Below are 18293 nucleotides of genomic sequence, written 5' to 3'. Positions count from 1 at the left end.
TTAATTTGATACAACGATAAGCAATATCGCCGACCATCGCCAATACACCACGAATACCGTCACTCAATAACTCGACTTTTAATATTCCATGCTCATCATGATTAAGTACGAGTGATTTTTCATGGCTCACACTATATTCTAAGGTATGCCAACCAGTTTCATACAAAAGACTGTCGATAGCTATTTGTACAATTTGAATAGTATTTAACCATTCTGAAACTATTTCAGGCGGTAGTCCCTTTTCCGATTGTTTAATTTGGTCTTCTCTGTAGCACTCAAATACCCAGATAAACCAATCTGCAAAATGTTTATAAGATGACGCAGGGTCAAGGCAATCTCGATAGGCATATAAACGCATATAAAAATCAGGATTTTCTATGCCTCGGACAGTTTTACCTTCAGTTAAGCGCTTTTGACTCCAAAGTCGCCCAGTGCCGTAGTAACCCATAACAGGTAAATCAATTTCATGACTTTCTGGATTTCTAGCGAAATTTTGAGTTATAGATGCCAAAATTTTGATTACTCTGGCAGCTCCTCTTTCCTTGGTTTTCGTACCTTTGGCTTCGCTGTCACGAATCCGCATCCAGTTCCAAGTTTTCTTATATTTCTCGAACCCCTTTACCTTTAAATCAATATCCCAATCACCTTCGAATGCTATTTTACTTGGCAATTGGCGTAGCATTTGTCGACTTGGTTTTTTAAATGTTATCCTAACATCATCAATACTAATATTATTTTTAGTGTCGCTAGCAGGATTTCTAGCTAAATCAAAACCTTTTACAAAAGGCCACAATCCAATACGGATGGCATCCAACACGGATGATTTTCCTTGGCCGTTTTTTGCCACCAGCACAGTCAATTGTTCATCTAAATCAATTGACAAAAATTCAAAACATCGAAAATTAGTGATTTTCAGGTTTTTTAGCTTCATACTCGTTATTACCAACTTATGCGTTGCTAAACATTTTTTCTTGGCCGATAACGCTTATCGCAAGTCGCACACAATCCGCCAACCGCCATGAACACCGCACCCAACCATATCCAGCGGATAAAGGATTTGTAATAAATCCGAAGGCTCCACGCGCCGTTATCCCCCAGTGGTTCGCCGATGGCGACAAACAAGTCCCTGAACAGTCCGGCATCAATGGCGGCTTCCGTCATGGGCATTTTTTGGACTTGGTAAACCCGTTTTTGCGGTTCAAGCGTGACGTCCGCCTTACCTTCATGGCTAACCGTTATCAGCCCCTGTTGGGCAATGTAATTAGGGCCTTGGGTTTCTTTGATCCCTTGAAACCTGAACGTATAACCGGATAGCGCCAGCGTTTCGCCAGGGGACATGCGGATGTCCTTTTCGACACTGTACACGGAAGTCAGGGTAATGCCGATGACGAAAACGGCGATTCCCAAATGGGCAATCGACATACCATAAAATCCGGCGGGGATTTTGGTCAGTCGTTCCCAGGAAAAGCCTTTGTCGCCCAAGCGGTCAATGAACGACAGCGCCGTCATGGCAACCGTCCATAAGGCCAAGGTCAAGCCCAGTGCGGCAGCCCATGAATAGTACGGCATCAGCAGGGGCCACGCCAATCCGCCTATCAGGCATACCAAGATCAACCAACGCACCCTTGAGGTGAGTTCACTTAAACTATCGCGCTTCCAGCGCAACAGCATCCCCAAGCCGACAGCAATCGCCAACGGTGCCATTAGCGGAATGAATACGGCATTGAAATACGGCGGCCCGACGGAAATTTTACCTAAACCCAGCGCGTCAATCACTAAAGGGTACAACGTCCCTAACAAAATGCTGGATGCGGTCACCACGAGCAACACGTTATTGATTAAGATGACGGACTCCCTGGACACCATCTCAAAAGTCGCACTGCTTTTGACGTGAGGCGCACGGATTGCGTATAAGAGCAACGAGCCGCCGACGACTATCGCTAGGAAAATCAGGATAAACAAGCCTCTGGCTGGGTCACTGGCGAAGGCATGGACAGACGTCAACACACCCGAACGCACGAGGAAAGTTCCCAGCAAGCTTAATGAAAAGGCAAAGATAGCCAGGAGAACAGTCCAGGTCTTGAACACGCCGCGTTTTTCAGTTGCCGCCAAGGAATGGATCAAGGCCGTGCCGACCAGCCAAGGCATGAAGGACGCATTCTCGACCGGATCCCAGAACCACCAACCGCCCCAACCCAGTTCGTAATAAGCCCACCAACTCCCGAGCGCAATGCCCAGCGTCAAGAATGTCCAGGCTACCGTTGTCCAAGGCCGCGACCAACGCGCCCAAGCGGCATCCAAGCGGCCTTGCATCAAGGCGGCAATCGCAAATGCAAAGGCTACGGAAAAGCCGACATAGCCCATGTACAGCATGGGCGGATGTATCGCAAGCCCAACATCTTGCAATAAGGGATTCAAATCCCGACCTTCAGCGGGAGCTGGGAACAGGCGTTCAAACGGACTCGAGGTCAGCAACAAGAACAGGATAAAGCCGACGCTTACCATCCCCATCACACCCAAGACCCGTGCGACTGTTGCGTCGGGAATGTCCCGACTAAACCGTGCAACCAAAGCCGTCCAGCAGGACAATACTAACGCCCATAACAACAATGAACCTTCATGCGCGCCCCATACGCCCGAAAACAAATACAACACGGGCAGTGCGGTATTGGAATTCATGGCCACATATTGCACAGAAAAATCGTGCGTCAAAAAACTATAGGTTAGACAACCGTACGCCATTGCCACAAACAATAATTGCCCAAATGCCGTCGGCCTGGCAATGGCAATCCACCCAGTGATTGCGCGGCTTGCCCCGAAGATCGGCACGATGGCAAGGGTAATCGCCATACATAAGGCCATGATTAAGGCAAAATGACCGATCTCAGGAATCATTGTGTTTGACCTGACACAGTGCCTTCGGGCTTTTTCAAACTCGCCTTAACTTCCGGCGGCATATAGTTTTCATCATGTTTTGCCAACACTTCTTCGGCAATAAAAACGCCTTGCGGATTTAATTTTCCGTGCGCGACGATACCTTGCCCTTCCCTAAACAAGTCCGGCAGGATACCCGTGTATTCGACGGTCACTTCTTTATTGAAATCGGTTAACTTAAAACGCACCATCATGCCTTTATCCGGCCTTTCTACCGATCCTTTAATGACCATACCGCCCAAGCGAAACAAAGTACCCTTGGGTGCTTTGCCTTCCACCACGTCAGTAGGCGGGAAAAAGTACATCAAATTATCGTTGAAAGATTTGAGTGCGAATGCGGTTGCCAACCCCGCGCCCAGCACCATCAGGCCAATCAAGATCAAACGTTGTTTTCTGGCAGGTTTCATGAATCTTGTCGTTTTTGTTTAAGCGCTTGCTGGCGCAAAAATTGTTTACGTTGAATGACAGGGATGACCACATTGGCAACCAAGACGACTAAACAAATGCCATAAGATGTCCACACATAAAAGCCGTACCCGCCCATCGCCAGGAATTCTTGCGCGCTCATAAGCCACCTTCCTCAACCGCTTTAGTTTTGACCCATTGGGCATTACGTTCGCGTTGCAATAGCTCGATCCTAGCCCGCAATATCAGGGCAATCAGGTAATAAATCTTGAACGCCAATGCCATTAACAACAAAGGCACCAACATCGTGACGTGTATCGAGGGTTTGTCCATTTTCGTGACCGTCGGGCCCTGGTGCAGGGTATTCCACCACTCGACGGAGTAATGGATAATCGGGATATTGACCACGCCCACCAATGCCAGGATAGCCACCGCCTTGGATGCACTGCGCTTGTCATCCATCGCGCCATACAAACCGATGACACCCAGATACAAGAACAGCAGGATCAATTCCGATGTCAACCGCGCATCCCATACCCACCACGCCCCCCACATCGGCTTACCCCACAAGGAACCGGTCACCAGGGCAATAAAGGTAAAGCTGGCCCCGACCGATGCACTGCTAATCATGACGATTTCCGCCAACTTAATCCGCCAAACCAGGCCGATGCCACCCGCAATCGCCATCACCACATAGATAAACAACGACATCCAAGCACTGGGAACGTGGATATAAATGATGCGGTAACTGTCGCCTTGTTGGTAATCGGGTGGTGCGAGATACAAGCCGCCATATAGGCCACTTGCCGCCAACAATAAGAAAATAACGACAAGCCACGGCATCAATCGTTCGGTTAGCGCATAAAAATGTGGCGGTGATGCCATCCGGTGGAAAAACCGGACAACCGGGTCAGGGACTAAAAACATAAATGATTAGGCTCAATGCAGAAGGTACAAGGCACAAAGGGCATTCAATTGACTCTAAAAGGGAGCTTTATATCCTTGGCTTACATTTAAAATTATTCTGTTTATCAAGCCTTGCAATAAGAAGGTATCCAAGTCCGTTCGATCATATAGTCTGGCACTTCATTAAAATCAAAGGCTTCGCCATCATTAATCATTTGCTTCACATCGAACAATTGTCCAACTTCAGGGATGTCATTAAAGAACAGGGTATATAAAGGCTTTACCATCCACTTTGAAATTTTCATACCGATAGGCCCAATGAAATTTCTGCGCTGACCTACGTGGGCCACTTCATCAATAGTGATTTCATCCAACAATTCTTTCATTCGTTGGCGGACTTCAGGCTCATCCGCCAAGATGTCATCAAACAAGCGATGCAAATGGAAATAATAGGTGACCCCCATCAATTCAGTGACAAATGCCGGTGTATCCATCAAGAAACCGGGAACTTTAGGGAATTGTTCGTAAACCCATTCTTTCCACGGTGACAAGGGCATCCATTCAACCTTATCTAAACCACAAGTCCGCAACATCTCATCAAACAAGCGCCAATGACAAAACTCTTCGGCCAAATGTATGCGGCTGATTTTATCTTCCAGCGAATGGGAATTCGCCATATCGGGGACGACATCCCAAGCACCTTTAATGCCTACCCATTCATGCCGGGCAAACTTGTACATACCTGTTAACATTATGGTAAGACGATCCAGGGATTTAGGGTCATCCTTCATTTCTATGTAGTTGCGATAAAACGCATCAGGATCGACCAGCGGCTTGTGCAGTTTGACGGGGTTATCCTTAAAATATTTGAGTTTTGCACGTTTCTTTGCCAAATCTTGCTCTGCTTCGTATAACTCGCCACCATGCTGCTGGGTAAAACGCCAGTAATCCTCAAAATTCTCTTTTCTTTGCTGTTTGGTTGCCAAGGTAAAAACGGAAAGGTATTTGCCAGAAGTCATAGTGCATTGCTCTTTGTTGGTCTTTATTTTTCACATTTTACGGGATATTATGAATTTATACTCATTTTTAATGCGGCTGCCGTCGGCCAAGGCGCCAACACCAAAGCCATCAATAGCATCGATACCAAGATATTAATTTGCGCAGCCACAGGCAAGCCGCTGCCCGCCATCTCGACGGCATTGCTGGCAAAGATCAAGACGGGTACGTACAAGGGCAACACCAACAAAGACAAGATCATGCCGCCACGGCGCAACCCTACGGTCAAGGCAACGCCGACTGCACCGATCAAGCTTAATATGGGCGTACCTAACGCTAATGTTAACAACAAGATGCTTAAGGACTGATTAGGCAGGCCTAGAAAAACGGCGAGCAACGGCGCAACGATCAGCAACGGCAAACCCGTCGTCAACCAATGGGCGGTTATCTTGCCTAAAACCAGGATGGATGTTGGATAGGGGCTTAACAAAATCTGCTCCAAAGAGCCGTCATCAAAATCGGAACGGAAAAGGCTGTCTAAGGAAAGCATCGTCGCCAGCAAAGCCGAAACCCAGATGATGCCAGGCGCAATCGCTTGCAATAATTTGGGCTGCGCCCCTATTCCCAACGGGAACAAGGTAATAACCAAGATAAAAAACAACACGGGATTGGCACACTCCGAACGCCGCCGCAAGGCTAATACCAAGTCGCGGCGAACAATTGCCGTAAACGCATCAAACAAAGCCATCAAGACAGCCTTATACGCTGCACATCAACGCCATTTAAGTCAATGTCATGGTGTGATGTCATGACGATCATGCCACCATTGGCGCAATGTTCGGCCATTAATGATTCCATCAGGGTTATGCCTTGCTTGTCCAATGAGGTAAAAGGTTCGTCCAATATCCACAAGACATTGTGGGTAATCAACAGCCGCGCCAGTGACAAACGCCTTTTTTGTCCTGCCGACAAGGCTTGGATTAAGGTATCTTCATAACCCGATAGCCGAACTTTGTCCAATGCTTGCTGGATTGTTAACCTTCCCGATTGGCTCAACGCCTGCGACAGCTTTAAGTTTTCCAACACCGTCAATTCTTTTTTAATGCCGTCCAAATGGCCGACATAAGCCATATCCGAATAATACTGGTAATGCGGAATTGCTTCCTCACCCCATGAAACAGTGCCGGTATCAGGCTCACGAAATCCGCAGATTATTCGTAATAAAGAAGTCTTACCGCTGCCATTGTTGCCTTCCAGTAACAGTACCTGGCCTGGATGGACAGCAAACCCAAGGCCTGCAAATAATTCCCTGTCGTCGCGTGTGCAGCTTAGATTTTGGCCTTCCAACTTATGGCATGATTTGGGGTGCATTTTTAGCTGGTTACTGTACTAATTTCGATAGTTTCAACTGACTGAATGGTTTGAGTTCGTTTGCCGAAGAGCAGCCTAACTCAGATTTAGGCAATACTAATCATCATAACTAGTACAAAATTTTATCACCTCAAGCGTCATTCGACATCCCTAACGGAATTTTGTATATAATACCAAGCAATGAACGTATTCAGGATCATTTCGCTTTGGCTTCTATACAGAACCCGTCAGTTTGTAACATTCAAGCAACTTCATCTCGCCAATCGACCATGAACATTGCAAGCCCCGCCCCAACAGGAATAAAAATGAGCAACTTATTATCGGAAATTACCGGTCAGGAAGATATTGATCCTGCAGAAACACAGGAATGGATCGAGGCGTTACAATCCGTTTTGGAAATTGAAGGCAGCGAACGAGCCCATTTTCTGATTGAACGGCTGGTCGCGGTAACACGCCATTTTGGGTTTGACATTCCTTTTAGCGCCAATACGGCCTATATCAACACTATTCCGGTCGCGCAACAGGCGCAATTTCCGGGCGATTTTGCCATTGAACAACGCATTCGCTCTTACGTACGCTGGAATGCCATGATGATGGTGTTACGTGCTAACAAAAACACCAATGTGGGCGGACATATCGCCAGCTTTGCTTCGGCGGCGACCTTATATGATGTCGGCTACAATCATTTTTGGCGCGCTGCGACTGACCAATTCGCTGGGGACTTGATTTTCACCCAGGGTCATTCCGCACCGGGCGATTATTCACGGGCTTTTTTGCTGGGTCGACTGACTGAAGCGCAATTGAATAATTTTCGTCAAGAGGTAGGCGGCAACGGATTGTGTTCTTATCCCCATCCTTGGCTGATGAGCGAGTTCTGGCAATTCCCTACCGTTTCCATGGGCTTGGGCCCTATCATGGCGATTTACCAAGCCCGTTTCATGCGTTATATGCAAGACCGGGGCTTTGCCGACAATTCCGAACGCAAAGTGTGGGCATTCCTGGGCGACGGAGAAACCGACGAACCGGAATCATTGGGCGCCATCGGCATGGCAGGACGCGAGAAACTGGACAACCTGATTTTCGTCATCAACTGCAATCTCCAAAGGCTGGACGGCCCGGTACGCGGCAATGGCAAAATCATCCAGGAATTGGAAAGCGAATTCCGTGGTGCGGGTTGGAATGTCATCAAGGTCATCTGGGGGCAACGTTGGGACGCCCTGCTCGCCCGTGACAAGGATGGCCTGTTAGCGGCGAGGATGATGACTTGCGTGGACGGGGATTTCCAGGCATTCAAGTCCAAAGACGGTGCGTATGTGCGGGAACACTTCTTTAACACGCCAGAACTGAAGGCGATGGTTGCCGACTGGTCCGACCGCGACATCTGGGAACTCAATCGCGGCGGGCATGATTCCGAAAAGGTCTATGCGGCCTTTCATGCGGCAATCAACCATCAAGGCCAACCGACCGTTATCCTTGCCAAGACCATTAAAGGCTATGGCATGGGGGCGGCGGGGGAAGCCTTATATACCGCGCATCAGGCGAAAAAAATGGATGATGTGTCCTTAAAGCATTTCAGGGATCGTTATGAACTGCCGGTAACGGACGAACAACTCCATGACTTGCCTTACCTGACCTTCCCAGAAGACTCAAAAGAAATCAAATATATGCGCCAAAGAAGAGAAACCTTAGGTGGGCATCTCCCTTCGCGCCGTACGAAATCCTACACCCTTGAAATTCCAGCGCTTAGCGAATTCAAATCCTTACTTGAAGCCAGCGGCGAAGGCCGTGAAATTTCCACCACGATGGCGTTTGTGCGCCTGCTCAACATCCTCGCGAAAGACAAAAATATCGGCAAGCGCATCGTACCCATTGTCCCTGATGAATCCAGGACGTTCGGCATGGAAGGCATGTTCAAGCAACTTGGCATTTGGTCGCAAGTCGGCCAGTTGTATACCCCCCAGGATGCTGGGCAATTGATGTTTTATAAGGAAGATAAGCACGGCCAAGTGCTGCAGGAAGGCATCAACGAAGCCGGTGGATTGTGCGACTGGATCGCGGCGGGTACGTCGTATTCCACCAACAATGTGCCGATGATCCCGTTTTTTATCTATTACTCCATGTTTGGCTTCCAACGGGTTGGCGATTTGATCTGGGCTGCCGCTGACCAACGCACCCGAGGCTTCCTGATGGGCGGCACGGCGGGCAGGACGACATTAAACGGCGAGGGCCTGCAGCATGAGGACGGTCATAGCCATTTGATGTCCGCCACCGTGCCTAATTGCGTCTCCTACGACCCGACTTTCGCCTATGAATTGGCTGTCATCATTCAAGACGGGATGCGCCGTATGTATGTCGAACAGGAAGACATCTTTTATTACATCACGGTAATGAATGAGAATTACGCTCACCCTGCCATGCCTGAAGGCGCGGAATCCGATATATTAAAAGGCATGTATTGCTTTAAGCGTGGGGCAAAATCGAAAGCACCTCGCGTTCAACTATTAGGTTCCGGCGTTATTTTCCGTGAGGTCGAATTTGCGGCCGAACTGTTGCGTAATGACTGGGGTGTGGAAACCGACCTCTGGAGTTGCCCAAGCTTTACCGAATTGGCGCGGGAAGGACAGTATTGTGAACGCTGGAATCGCTTGCATCCGCTGGAATCGCCCAAAATATCGCATGTCGCCAAATGTTTAAACAACGCCGAAGGACCTGTGATTGCCGCTAGCGATTACACCCGAACATTTGCCGAACAGATTCGTGCCTATATTTCTGTCCCTTATACCGTGCTGGGCACAGATGGCTTTGGTCGCTCCGACACCCGCAGCAACCTCCGCAAATTCTTTGAAGTTGACCGTTTCCACATTACTATTGCAGCCTTAAAAAGCTTGGCTGATTTGGGCAAATTGGATAAATCCAAAGTGGCCGAAGCGCTCACCAAATACGGCATTGCCACCGACATAACAGCACCTTGGTTAACTTGATCGAGTGGGCTAACTTGGGATGACAAAAACAGGATAACAATAAAAATGGCTGATGTAATCGAAATAAAAATCCCTGATGTGGGTGGCGTTGCCAGTATAGACGTGGTGGAAGTGTTGATTAAGCCCGGTGATATCGTGGTATTAGACCAGTCCATTGCCACGTTGGAAACCGACAAGGCCAGTATGGAATTACCCGCCAGCGCAGGTGGAACCGTCCAACAAGTACATATCAAACCCGGCGATAAAGTGGCTGAAGGTTCTTTGGTGGCAACGGTATTGATAAATGGCTCCGATGTCACCCAACCCGTCGCAGCAGCAAAGCCCGAAGCGACTACGGCAACATTCGAAGTGCCGACACCTGCACCCGTTGCACAAACACAAACCGCCCCCACCAACATCCCAGAATCCGTAAAACCCGCCCCACTCCCAACAACCCCAGCTATCGCGATTGACCATGGCGTTCCTGTGGCAGCGCACGCCTCACCTTCCATACGCCTGTTTGCGCGGGAATTAGGTGTAGACATCGCCAAAATAACGGTGGGCAATGGCCGTAAAGGCCGCATCCTAAAACAGGATGTCCAAGCCTACGTCAAACGAATCATGAGTGAAGGTGCGCCGCAAGGCGGCGCTGGCATTCCGCCCATTCCCGCCGTTGATTTCTCCCAATTCGGTGACATCGAAACGCAGAAACTCAGTAAAATTAAACGGTTGACAGGCCAAAACCTCAGCCGTGTCTGGCTCAACCTTCCGATGGTGACTTACCATGAAGAGGCCGACATTACCGAAATGGAAGCTTTCCGCGTGACATTAAATGCAGAAAAAGCCAAGGATGAAGTGAAAATTACCGGTTTGATGTTCATTATCAAGGCATTGGTTGCCGCGATGAAGCAATTTCCCAGCTTCAATGCCTCCCTGTCCGCCGATGGTGAGAACCTGATCCTCAAAAAATACTGCAATATCGGTATCGCCGTAGACACGCCCAATGGCTTAGTCGTGCCCGTCTTACGTAATGTTGACAGCAAAAGCATCAATCAACTGGCTAACGAACTGGCCGAAAAAAGCGACAAGGCACGGCAAGGCAAGCTCATGCCAACCGATATGCAAGGCGGCTGTATCACCATTTCCAGCTTGGGCGGCATCGGCGGCACGGCATTTACCCCTATCGTCAATGCACCCGAAGTCGCAATCCTAGGGGTAACCCGTGCAAAAATGCAGCCGGTTTGGAATGGTAAGGAATTTGTCCCTCGACTGATGTTACCGCTCGATTTGACTTACGACCATCGTGTCATTGACGGCGCAGAAGGCGCACGATTTATGGCCCATATCAAACAAAACCTGAGCGATATTCGGCGATTATTGCTTTAAATGGAGATAAAATTAAATGGCTGAAACCCCCAAAAATAATGACCTAAAAACCGAAATCGTTGTGTTGGGTGGCGGACCCGGCGGCTATACTGCCGCTTTCCGTGCCGCAGACTTAGGCAAGCAAGTTGTATTGATTGAGCGTTATCCTGTTATTGGCGGGGTTTGTTTAAACGTCGGTTGCATCCCTTCTAAGGCCTTGCTGCATATCGCACAAGTCATTCATGAAGCAGAAGAATTCGGGAATAACGGCATCACCTTCGGCAAACCCAAAATTGATCTCGACAAAGTGCGTAGCTGGAAAGCAGGGGTTACGAAAACCTTAAATGACGGACTGGCGGGCTTGGCTAAGCAGCGGAAAGTCACTGTCGTTTACGGCTTAGGGAAATTCACTTCCGCCAATACAATCTCAGTTGCCGCTAATGACGGCTCGACAACAAGCGTACAATTTGACCAAGCCATTATCGCGGTTGGATCGCATCCTACTAAAATCCCCACATTCCCTTATGGCGACCCGCGCTTAATGGATTCGACGGATGCGTTGGAACTTAAGCAAATCCCCAAAAAACTGTTGATTGTTGGCGGTGGCATCATCGGCCTGGAAATGGCGACGGTCTACCACGCCTTGGGTTCGGAAATTAGTGTGGTCGAGTTGATGGACCAGATCATCCCTGGTTGCGATAAGGACTTGATTCGCCCTTTACATAACCGCATTAAAAAGCAATACAAGAATATCTGGCTGGAAACCAAAGTAAGCTCTATCCAAGCGCAAGCCAAAGGCCTTAAAGTTTCTTTTGACCGCGCCGATTCCATACCGGCTAGCGGCATACACACCATCCCTGGCGATAAAGGGAAAGACGCACCGGAATCCGAAGTGTTTGACTCTGTTCTAGTCGCCGTGGGCAGGCAACCCAACGGCCTTACCATTGGTGCAGACCTGGCAGGCGTCAACGTCGATGAACGCGGCTTTATTACCGTAGACAAGCAACAACGTACGAACATCAAAAACATTTTTGCCATTGGCGACGTAGTCGGCAACCCTATGTTGGCACACAAGGCTACACACGAAGGGAAAGTCGCGGCGGAAGTAGCCGCAGGGCATAAAGCGGCATTCGACGCGCTCACGATTCCTTCCGTCGCTTATACCGACCCCGAAATCGCCTGGATGGGACTGACCGAAATCCAGGCCAAGCAACAAGGCATCGAATACGACAAGGCCGCTTTCCCTTGGGCGGCCAGCGGGCGTTCATTAAGCATCGGCCGCAAGGAAGGTATCACCAAACTGATCTGCGAAAAAGGCACGGGGCGGGTCTTGGGCGCTGGCATTGTCGGCACCAACGCAGGTGAATTGATTGCCGAAGCCGTCCTGGCTTTGGAAATGGGTGCCGATGCCGAAGATGTAGGCCTGACTATCCATCCGCATCCAACCTTGTCTGAAACCTTAGGTTTTGCCGCCGAAATGATAATCGGCACGATTACGGATATTTACGTCAAGAAGAGCTGATTTGTTCATCGAGCCCATTAAGGCATAGCTCCCACTTCTTTGAAAAATTCGAACACCGAGTACACCGATGATAAGAACGTTAGCCATAATCCTGTCTCTTGCCCTGCTGGTCGCCATCAATTTCAGTATCTGGAGCTACATCAACAACCCACTCCAGTTGGAGCCGTGGACCAACACCACGCTGGGCGTCACATTTGACCCCACAAAAAAAGATGAAAATCCACGGACTAAAACAACCCATTCCGAAGAGGACATTGATAAGGATTTAGCGTTATTAGAGGGAAAATTCCACGCTGTCCGCACCTATAAGGTGTTAAAAGGGATGCATAAAGTCCCGGAATTGGCTGCCAAGCACAACCTTAACGTCACTTTAGGCGCTTGGATTGACGGCGATCTCGAAGAAAATAACCAAGAAATAGCGGAACTCATTCAACTCAGCAACCAGGATAATAACAGGATCATCCGACTGATGGTAGGCAATGAGGTGTTGCTGCGTAAAGACGCTACCCGTGCCGGACTCAAAGAAAGTTCGAAACAACTCAGTGTTTCATCTTTAGAAAAATATATTAAGTTTTCTAAGGAAGAACTTAAACGGGTTGCCCAAGACAACAAATTCCCTATCCCATTCTCTCCCATTTGGGTAGCCTGGGAACGAAAACTAAAAAACCCCGATGTTGCAAAAGAATTATTAATCGACTATATCCGTGAAGTCAAAAAACACACTCGACGTCCCGTCAGTACCTCGGAAACGTGGGACAGGTGGCTGGCTAATCCGGAAATTGCCAAGGAAGTCGATTATATCGGCGTCCATATCCTGCCTTATTGGGAAGGCATATCGGTCGATGAGGCCGTCGATTATGTATTCGACCGTTACCATCAAATGCAGATGGCATTCCCCGATAAACCCATCGTCATTACTGAAGTCGGCTGGCCTTCGGATGGGCAACCTAAAATACATGCAATCGCTTCGAAAACCAACCAAGCCAAATTTTTACGCCAATTCTTGAATCGCGCCGCTAAAGAAAAGCTGACTTATTATGTCATTGAAGCGTTCGACCAACCCTGGAAACGGACGGATGAAGGCTCAGCAGGTGCTTATTGGGGACTTTTCAACGCCGACCGGCAGCTCAAATTCCCGATGGACGGCGATGTCATTACCTTACCCTCTTGGGAACACTGGGCAGTTGGTGCGGCAGTTTTCAGTCTTCTTATCATGGGGTTGTTCTTATACACCCGTAACACAATCAAGCTACCCGGCATATTATTCTTCGGGGTGGTTGCCAATCTCGCGGCATCGTTTATCTTTTGGACAGTGTCTATCGGCGCACAGCAATACCAAACCAGTATAACCATTACGTTCTGGATCCTCATTGTACTGATGCAAATCATGGCGCTCGTCATATTGCTCATCGAAAGCCTGGAAATTGCCGAGGTCGTTTGGCACCGTAAAACGGCCCGGACATTCCAGCCCCTAGAACCGGGGCCGGATTTTAAATATCCCAAAGTATCGCTACACCTGCCCATCCATAACGAACCGCCGATGATGGTCAGAAAAACCCTGGAAGCATTGGCGAACGTGGACTACCCCAACCTTGAAGTCCTGGTGATGGACAATAACACCAAAGACCCCGCCGTTTGGCAGCCTGTGGAAGAAGACTGCAAACGTCTGGGACCGAAATTCCGCTTTTTCCACCTGGAAAACTGGCCGGGCTTTAAGGCGGGGGCGATTAACCACGCCCTGGAGCAGACCGCCAGCGATGCGGAAATCATCGCCGTTATCGACAGCGATTACATCCTCTCGCCAGACTGGCTGAAACGCATGGTGCCGTATTTCGACAACGAGAATGTCGGCTTCGTACAATCGCCCCAAGATTATCGCGACTTGCATATTAGCGCGTTCAAGTCATTCTGTTACTGGGAATATGCCGGTTTCTTCAATATCGGCATGGTGCAACGCAACGAATACAATGCCATCATCCAACATGGCACGATGACGATGGTCAGGAAATCGGCACTCATCGAAGTCGGAAAGTGGGCGCAGTGGTGCATCTGCGAAGACAGCGAGCTGGGGCTAAGGCTGTATGAGGCGGGTTATGATTCCGTGTATTGCAAAGACTCCTTTGGTAAGGGACTGATGCCGGACACGATGTCCGGCTATATGACCCAGCGTTATCGCTGGGTATACGGAGCGATGCAGATTATCAAGGCACATTGGCGCAGCTTTATACCGACCAAAAAATCGCCATTAACATCGGCCCAACGCTATTATTTTGTAGCCGGTTGGTTGCCTTGGTTTTCCGATGCGCTGGCACTTTTATTTACCACAGCCAGCTTAATATTGACGGGCTTTATTTGGTATGGCGTTAAATTAGGGCCTTTATTTGACATCTTAATGCAACAATTGAATAACGTTGATGCCGCTCTTATTCAAGATCGGGTGTTTTTTTTCGTCGACCAGGTGTTAACTTTCTTAGATCGGTTGTTCATTCATGACTTTGAAATCGAAGGCAACAAACCCAACATAGAATTGCCAATCACGGCTTTCCTATTGCCCACCATCGGCTTGTTCAGTTTTAAAATAATCCGTAGCTTATGGCTTTATCAAGTCCGTGTCCCCTGCTCTGTTTGGCATTCCATCGGCGCGTCCTTGGCAGGCTTGTCTTTAACCCATACGGTTGCAAAAGGCACTATTCAAGGATTGTTCATCAACGGCAAGCCTTTCATGCGTACCCCTAAATACGAAAAGCAAGGCCCCTTATTTACCGGCCTGATGACCATCAGGGAAGAGTTGCTTTTGCTTTTTCTTTTGGTTTCGTCAATTGTATTTATGAGTCACGCCAAACATTTCGACAACCTTAGCGGTCACTTGTGGGTCGCCGTATTGTCGGTGCAATCAGTGCCTTATATTGCCACATTAATCACCTTGTTGATTAGTATTGCACCTAATTACGGTTGGAACAAATCAGCCCTTTCCATGGAAGAACTGGACGAAGTATAAGCCGTCACGCCATAACCGTTTCATTAAAACTCTCAATAGTGAGGGGATTGCCATTCTTTCCCCTAGCCTTTGATTACGCTATAAACTGCCCAAACCTCTTCTCGGACATCACCTATAATTCCAGTTAGAATACTTTATTGAATGACCAACCCAAGAATCCACATGCGTTCAAATGACTTCTTTCCCCCAGGAAAATCTGACTTGTGAACGAATTCAGGTCTTTTTTCAGCGGCAACGGCGCATTGGCCAACATTTTGGAAGGCTACCAGCCTCGCGAAGCGCAAGCTGAAATGGCTGAAGCCATCGCCAATGCCATCGAAGAAAACCAAAACTTGATTGCAGAAGCCGGTACGGGTACGGGCAAGACCTTTGCTTATCTGGTTCCCGTGATTCTATCGGACAAAAAAGTGGTCATTTCGACGGGCACCAAAAACTTACAAGACCAACTCTTCAACAAGGATTTGCCGATTATCCGCAAAGCCTTGAAAACGCCTTTTGTCGCGGCATTGCTCAAGGGCAGGAGCAATTATTTATGTAAGTACCGACTGCAAAATTCATTGGATTCGACTTTCGGTTTTGGCAAAGAAGAAGCCGCTGCCTTGGGCAAAATCAAGTCCTGGTCAGGACGCACTAAAATCGGTGATATTGCGGAAATGTCCGACCTTAACGAGGGCGACCCGATCTGGTATATGGCCACTTCCACGGTGGAAAATTGCCTGGGGCAGGATTGCCCCGATTACAACGAATGCTTCTTGATGAAAGCCCGGAAAAAAGCCCAAGAGTGCGATTTGTTAGTCGTTAATCACCATTTACTATGTGCCGATTGGTCAATACGGGAAAACGGATTCGGCGAATTGCTGCCCAATGCGGAGGTGGTCATTGTCGATGAAGCGCACCAACTGGCGGAAACTGCATCCAACTTTCTCGGCATTCATGTCGGCGGCAAGCAATTGCTTGACTTGGCTAAAGATACCTTAATCGAGTATCACAAAGATGCCACCGACTTACCGGAACTCAGGGCAGCCTGTGAAGGTTTGGAACGTGAAACCAAGGACTTGCGCTTGGCATTTGGCATCGAACTAAAACGCGGCGATTGGGCAGAGATCAAAAACAACCCTAAGGTGATGTCGGGTTTAAGGGCGGTCACGGAACAGTTGCAACACTTGACCGGACAACTCAAGCTGGCATCGGTCAAAACCAAGGAACTGGATTTGTGCTATCAGCGAGCGGAAAACATTTCCCTGCAATTACACGATATTATTGATGACAAGTCCGGACAGTGGATCCGCTGGTACGAAACACATCGAAAAACCTTCACCTTAAGCCGTACTCCACTGGATATTGCCAAGGAATTCAGTACGTTTATGCAGCAACATAAGGCAACCTGGATTTTTACCTCGGCAACGTTGAGCGTGGCGGACAAGTTCGACCATTTTGCCAACAACTTGGGTTTGGGGGATATCCCCAGCAAACAATGGGGCAGCCCTTACGATTACGCCAACCAATCCTTATTTTACCATCCCAAAGGGTTGCCGAAACCGGATGACGCCAATTTTATCCCAGCGATTGTCGAATTTGTCATTCCTGTGCTGGAAGCCAGCAAAGGCCGGGCGTTTTTCCTCTTCACCAGCCACCGCGCACTCAAACAGGCGGCAGAATTGCTGGAATATCGCATTAGCTATCCCTTATTAATCCAAGGCACAAAACCCAAGGCGCAACTTTTAGAACAGTTCACGCGCAAAGGCAATGCGGTCTTGCTCGGCACGGCCAGTTTTTGGGAAGGTGTGGATGTCAGGGGCGAGGCCTTATCCTGCGTGATTATCGACAAGCTGCCGTTCGCCTCACCCGGCGACCCCGTACTTAAGGCACGATTGAACGCGATAACCGAACACGGCGGCAACCCTTTTTTTGAACACCAATTGCCCAACGCCGTCATCGCCTTACGGCAAGGCATAGGGCGCTTGATCCGCGACGAAACCGACCGTGGCGTATTGATGGTGTGCGATCCGCGCCTGTTGAAAAGAAGTTATGGGCAAATTTTTTTGGATAGCGTACCCGCCATGAAACGCACCCGCGATATTGCGGATGTCCGTGCCTTTTTCCACGCGGAAGGAACTAAAGATAAGCCCGAAGAACTCGTCCAATGAAATTACTTGCCGTTGAAACCGCAACAGAGGCCTGTTCCGCCGCCTTGATGATAAACGGCGAAATCGCCGAGCAATTCACGTTGACCGCAAATGGTCATAGCAAACTGATCTTGCCGATGATAGATGCCTTATTGGCTGAAGCAAACCTGCAACCTTCCGACCTTGACGGCCTGGCGTTCGGTTGCGGCCCAGGTTCATTTACAGGGGTGCGAATAGCGACAGGGGTTATCCAAGGCATCGCATTTGCACTTGGCTTGCCTGTCGTACCCGTATCCAATCTGGCGGCAGTTGCACAAGATTTTTTCGACCATAATGACGACAACCTTGTTTTCGTCGCTATGGACGCGCGGATGAATCAGGTTTACTGGGGTGTTTATCAACGCGGTCTTTTAGGTTTTGCTGAATTGTTGGGGAAAGAGGCCGTATTGGCTGCAAGTGAAATTGTATTTCCTGATGTGGCTGGCGTTGGGTTAGGCACGGGATGGAGGGTTTATCACCAGGAATTGTCAGCCCGTCTATCCCACCGCATTATCCGATATGAAGCCGATAATCTACCCAGGGCTAGGGCTGTTGCCCGCTTAGGATTTGATGGCTTTAATCACGGCCTGACAGTTATCGCCGAACACGCAATGCCCATTTATTTGCGGGATAAGGTTGCCAAGAAAGAATCTGAGCGAAATTGATGGCGC

The 18293-nt window shown here is 48.8% G+C and carries 14 protein-coding genes; 6 read left to right on the top strand and 8 right to left on the bottom strand.

The window, feature by feature from the left end; translation table 11 throughout:
- The 8 genes from MGMO_RS05560 to ccmA form a co-directional block, all read right to left on the bottom strand.
- On the bottom strand, positions 1–931 hold a 931-nt coding region (locus MGMO_RS05560), incomplete at its 3' end, for an AAA family ATPase (protein ID WP_036307024.1).
- A gap of 26 nt (positions 932–957) precedes the next feature.
- A complete protein-coding gene (locus tag MGMO_RS05555; protein WP_023494062.1) occupies positions 958–2895 on the bottom strand; it encodes a heme lyase CcmF/NrfE family subunit in 1938 nt (645 codons plus the stop codon).
- Positions 2892–3341, bottom strand: coding sequence for a cytochrome c maturation protein CcmE (ccmE, locus tag MGMO_RS05550; protein WP_023494061.1), 450 nt, complete (start codon positions 3339–3341; stop codon positions 2892–2894). The genes MGMO_RS05555 and ccmE overlap by 4 nt, the downstream gene beginning before the upstream one ends.
- Entirely contained in the window at positions 3338–3502 is a 165-nt protein-coding gene (gene ccmD / locus MGMO_RS05545) for a heme exporter protein CcmD (protein ID WP_023494060.1), read from the bottom strand. The genes ccmE and ccmD overlap by 4 nt, the downstream gene beginning before the upstream one ends.
- Positions 3499–4266 (bottom strand): heme ABC transporter permease, encoded by a 768-nt coding sequence (locus MGMO_RS05540; RefSeq protein WP_023494059.1) that lies wholly within the window; start codon positions 4264–4266, stop codon positions 3499–3501. The genes ccmD and MGMO_RS05540 overlap by 4 nt, the downstream gene beginning before the upstream one ends.
- Before the next feature lie 104 nt (positions 4267–4370).
- A complete protein-coding gene (locus MGMO_RS05535; RefSeq protein ID WP_023494058.1) occupies positions 4371–5264 on the bottom strand; it encodes a hypothetical protein in 894 nt (297 codons plus the stop codon).
- A gap of 47 nt (positions 5265–5311) precedes the next feature.
- The gene (ccmB, locus tag MGMO_RS05530; RefSeq protein ID WP_023494057.1) at positions 5312–5989 is read right to left on the bottom strand and encodes a heme exporter protein CcmB; all 678 of its coding nucleotides are present in this window, start codon (positions 5987–5989) and stop codon (positions 5312–5314) included.
- Complete coding sequence (ccmA, locus tag MGMO_RS05525) at positions 5989–6612, bottom strand: cytochrome c biogenesis heme-transporting ATPase CcmA (protein WP_023494056.1); 624 nt, start codon at positions 6610–6612, stop codon at positions 5989–5991. Before ccmA ends, ccmB begins: the two co-directional genes overlap by 1 nt.
- Positions 6613–6917: 305 nt before the next feature.
- On the opposite strand from ccmA, the gene aceE reads away from it, so the two are divergent.
- The 6 genes from aceE to tsaB all read left to right on the top strand — a co-directional run bounded on the left by aceE (position 6918) and on the right by tsaB (position 18287).
- On the top strand, positions 6918–9593 hold the full coding sequence (gene aceE / locus MGMO_RS05520) for a pyruvate dehydrogenase (acetyl-transferring), homodimeric type (protein ID WP_023494055.1): 2676 nt from the start codon (positions 6918–6920) through the stop codon (positions 9591–9593).
- 45 nt (positions 9594–9638) lie between these two features.
- Positions 9639–10958: a dihydrolipoyllysine-residue acetyltransferase gene (aceF, locus tag MGMO_RS05515; protein WP_023494054.1), complete on the top strand. Its 1320-nt coding sequence runs from the start codon at positions 9639–9641 to the stop codon at positions 10956–10958.
- A gap of 16 nt (positions 10959–10974) precedes the next feature.
- Complete coding sequence (lpdA, locus tag MGMO_RS05510) at positions 10975–12459, top strand: dihydrolipoyl dehydrogenase (protein WP_023494053.1); 1485 nt, start codon at positions 10975–10977, stop codon at positions 12457–12459.
- A gap of 67 nt (positions 12460–12526) precedes the next feature.
- The gene (locus MGMO_RS05505) at positions 12527–15457 is read left to right on the top strand and encodes a glycosyltransferase (protein ID WP_023494052.1); all 2931 of its coding nucleotides are present in this window, start codon (positions 12527–12529) and stop codon (positions 15455–15457) included.
- A 203-nt stretch (positions 15458–15660) separates the two neighbouring features.
- Positions 15661–17604: an ATP-dependent DNA helicase gene (locus MGMO_RS05500; RefSeq protein ID WP_023494051.1), complete on the top strand. Its 1944-nt coding sequence runs from the start codon at positions 15661–15663 to the stop codon at positions 17602–17604.
- On the top strand, positions 17601–18287 hold the full coding sequence (gene tsaB, locus MGMO_RS05495) for a tRNA (adenosine(37)-N6)-threonylcarbamoyltransferase complex dimerization subunit type 1 TsaB (RefSeq protein WP_023494050.1): 687 nt from the start codon (positions 17601–17603) through the stop codon (positions 18285–18287). Before MGMO_RS05500 ends, tsaB begins: the two co-directional genes overlap by 4 nt.
- Positions 18288–18293 lie beyond the last annotated feature (6 nt).

The sequence above is a fragment of the Methyloglobulus morosus KoM1 genome, assembly GCF_000496735.2.
Lineage (GTDB): Bacteria > Pseudomonadota > Gammaproteobacteria > Methylococcales > Methylomonadaceae > Methyloglobulus > Methyloglobulus morosus.
This window is presented reverse-complemented; position numbering and strand designations above follow the sequence as displayed.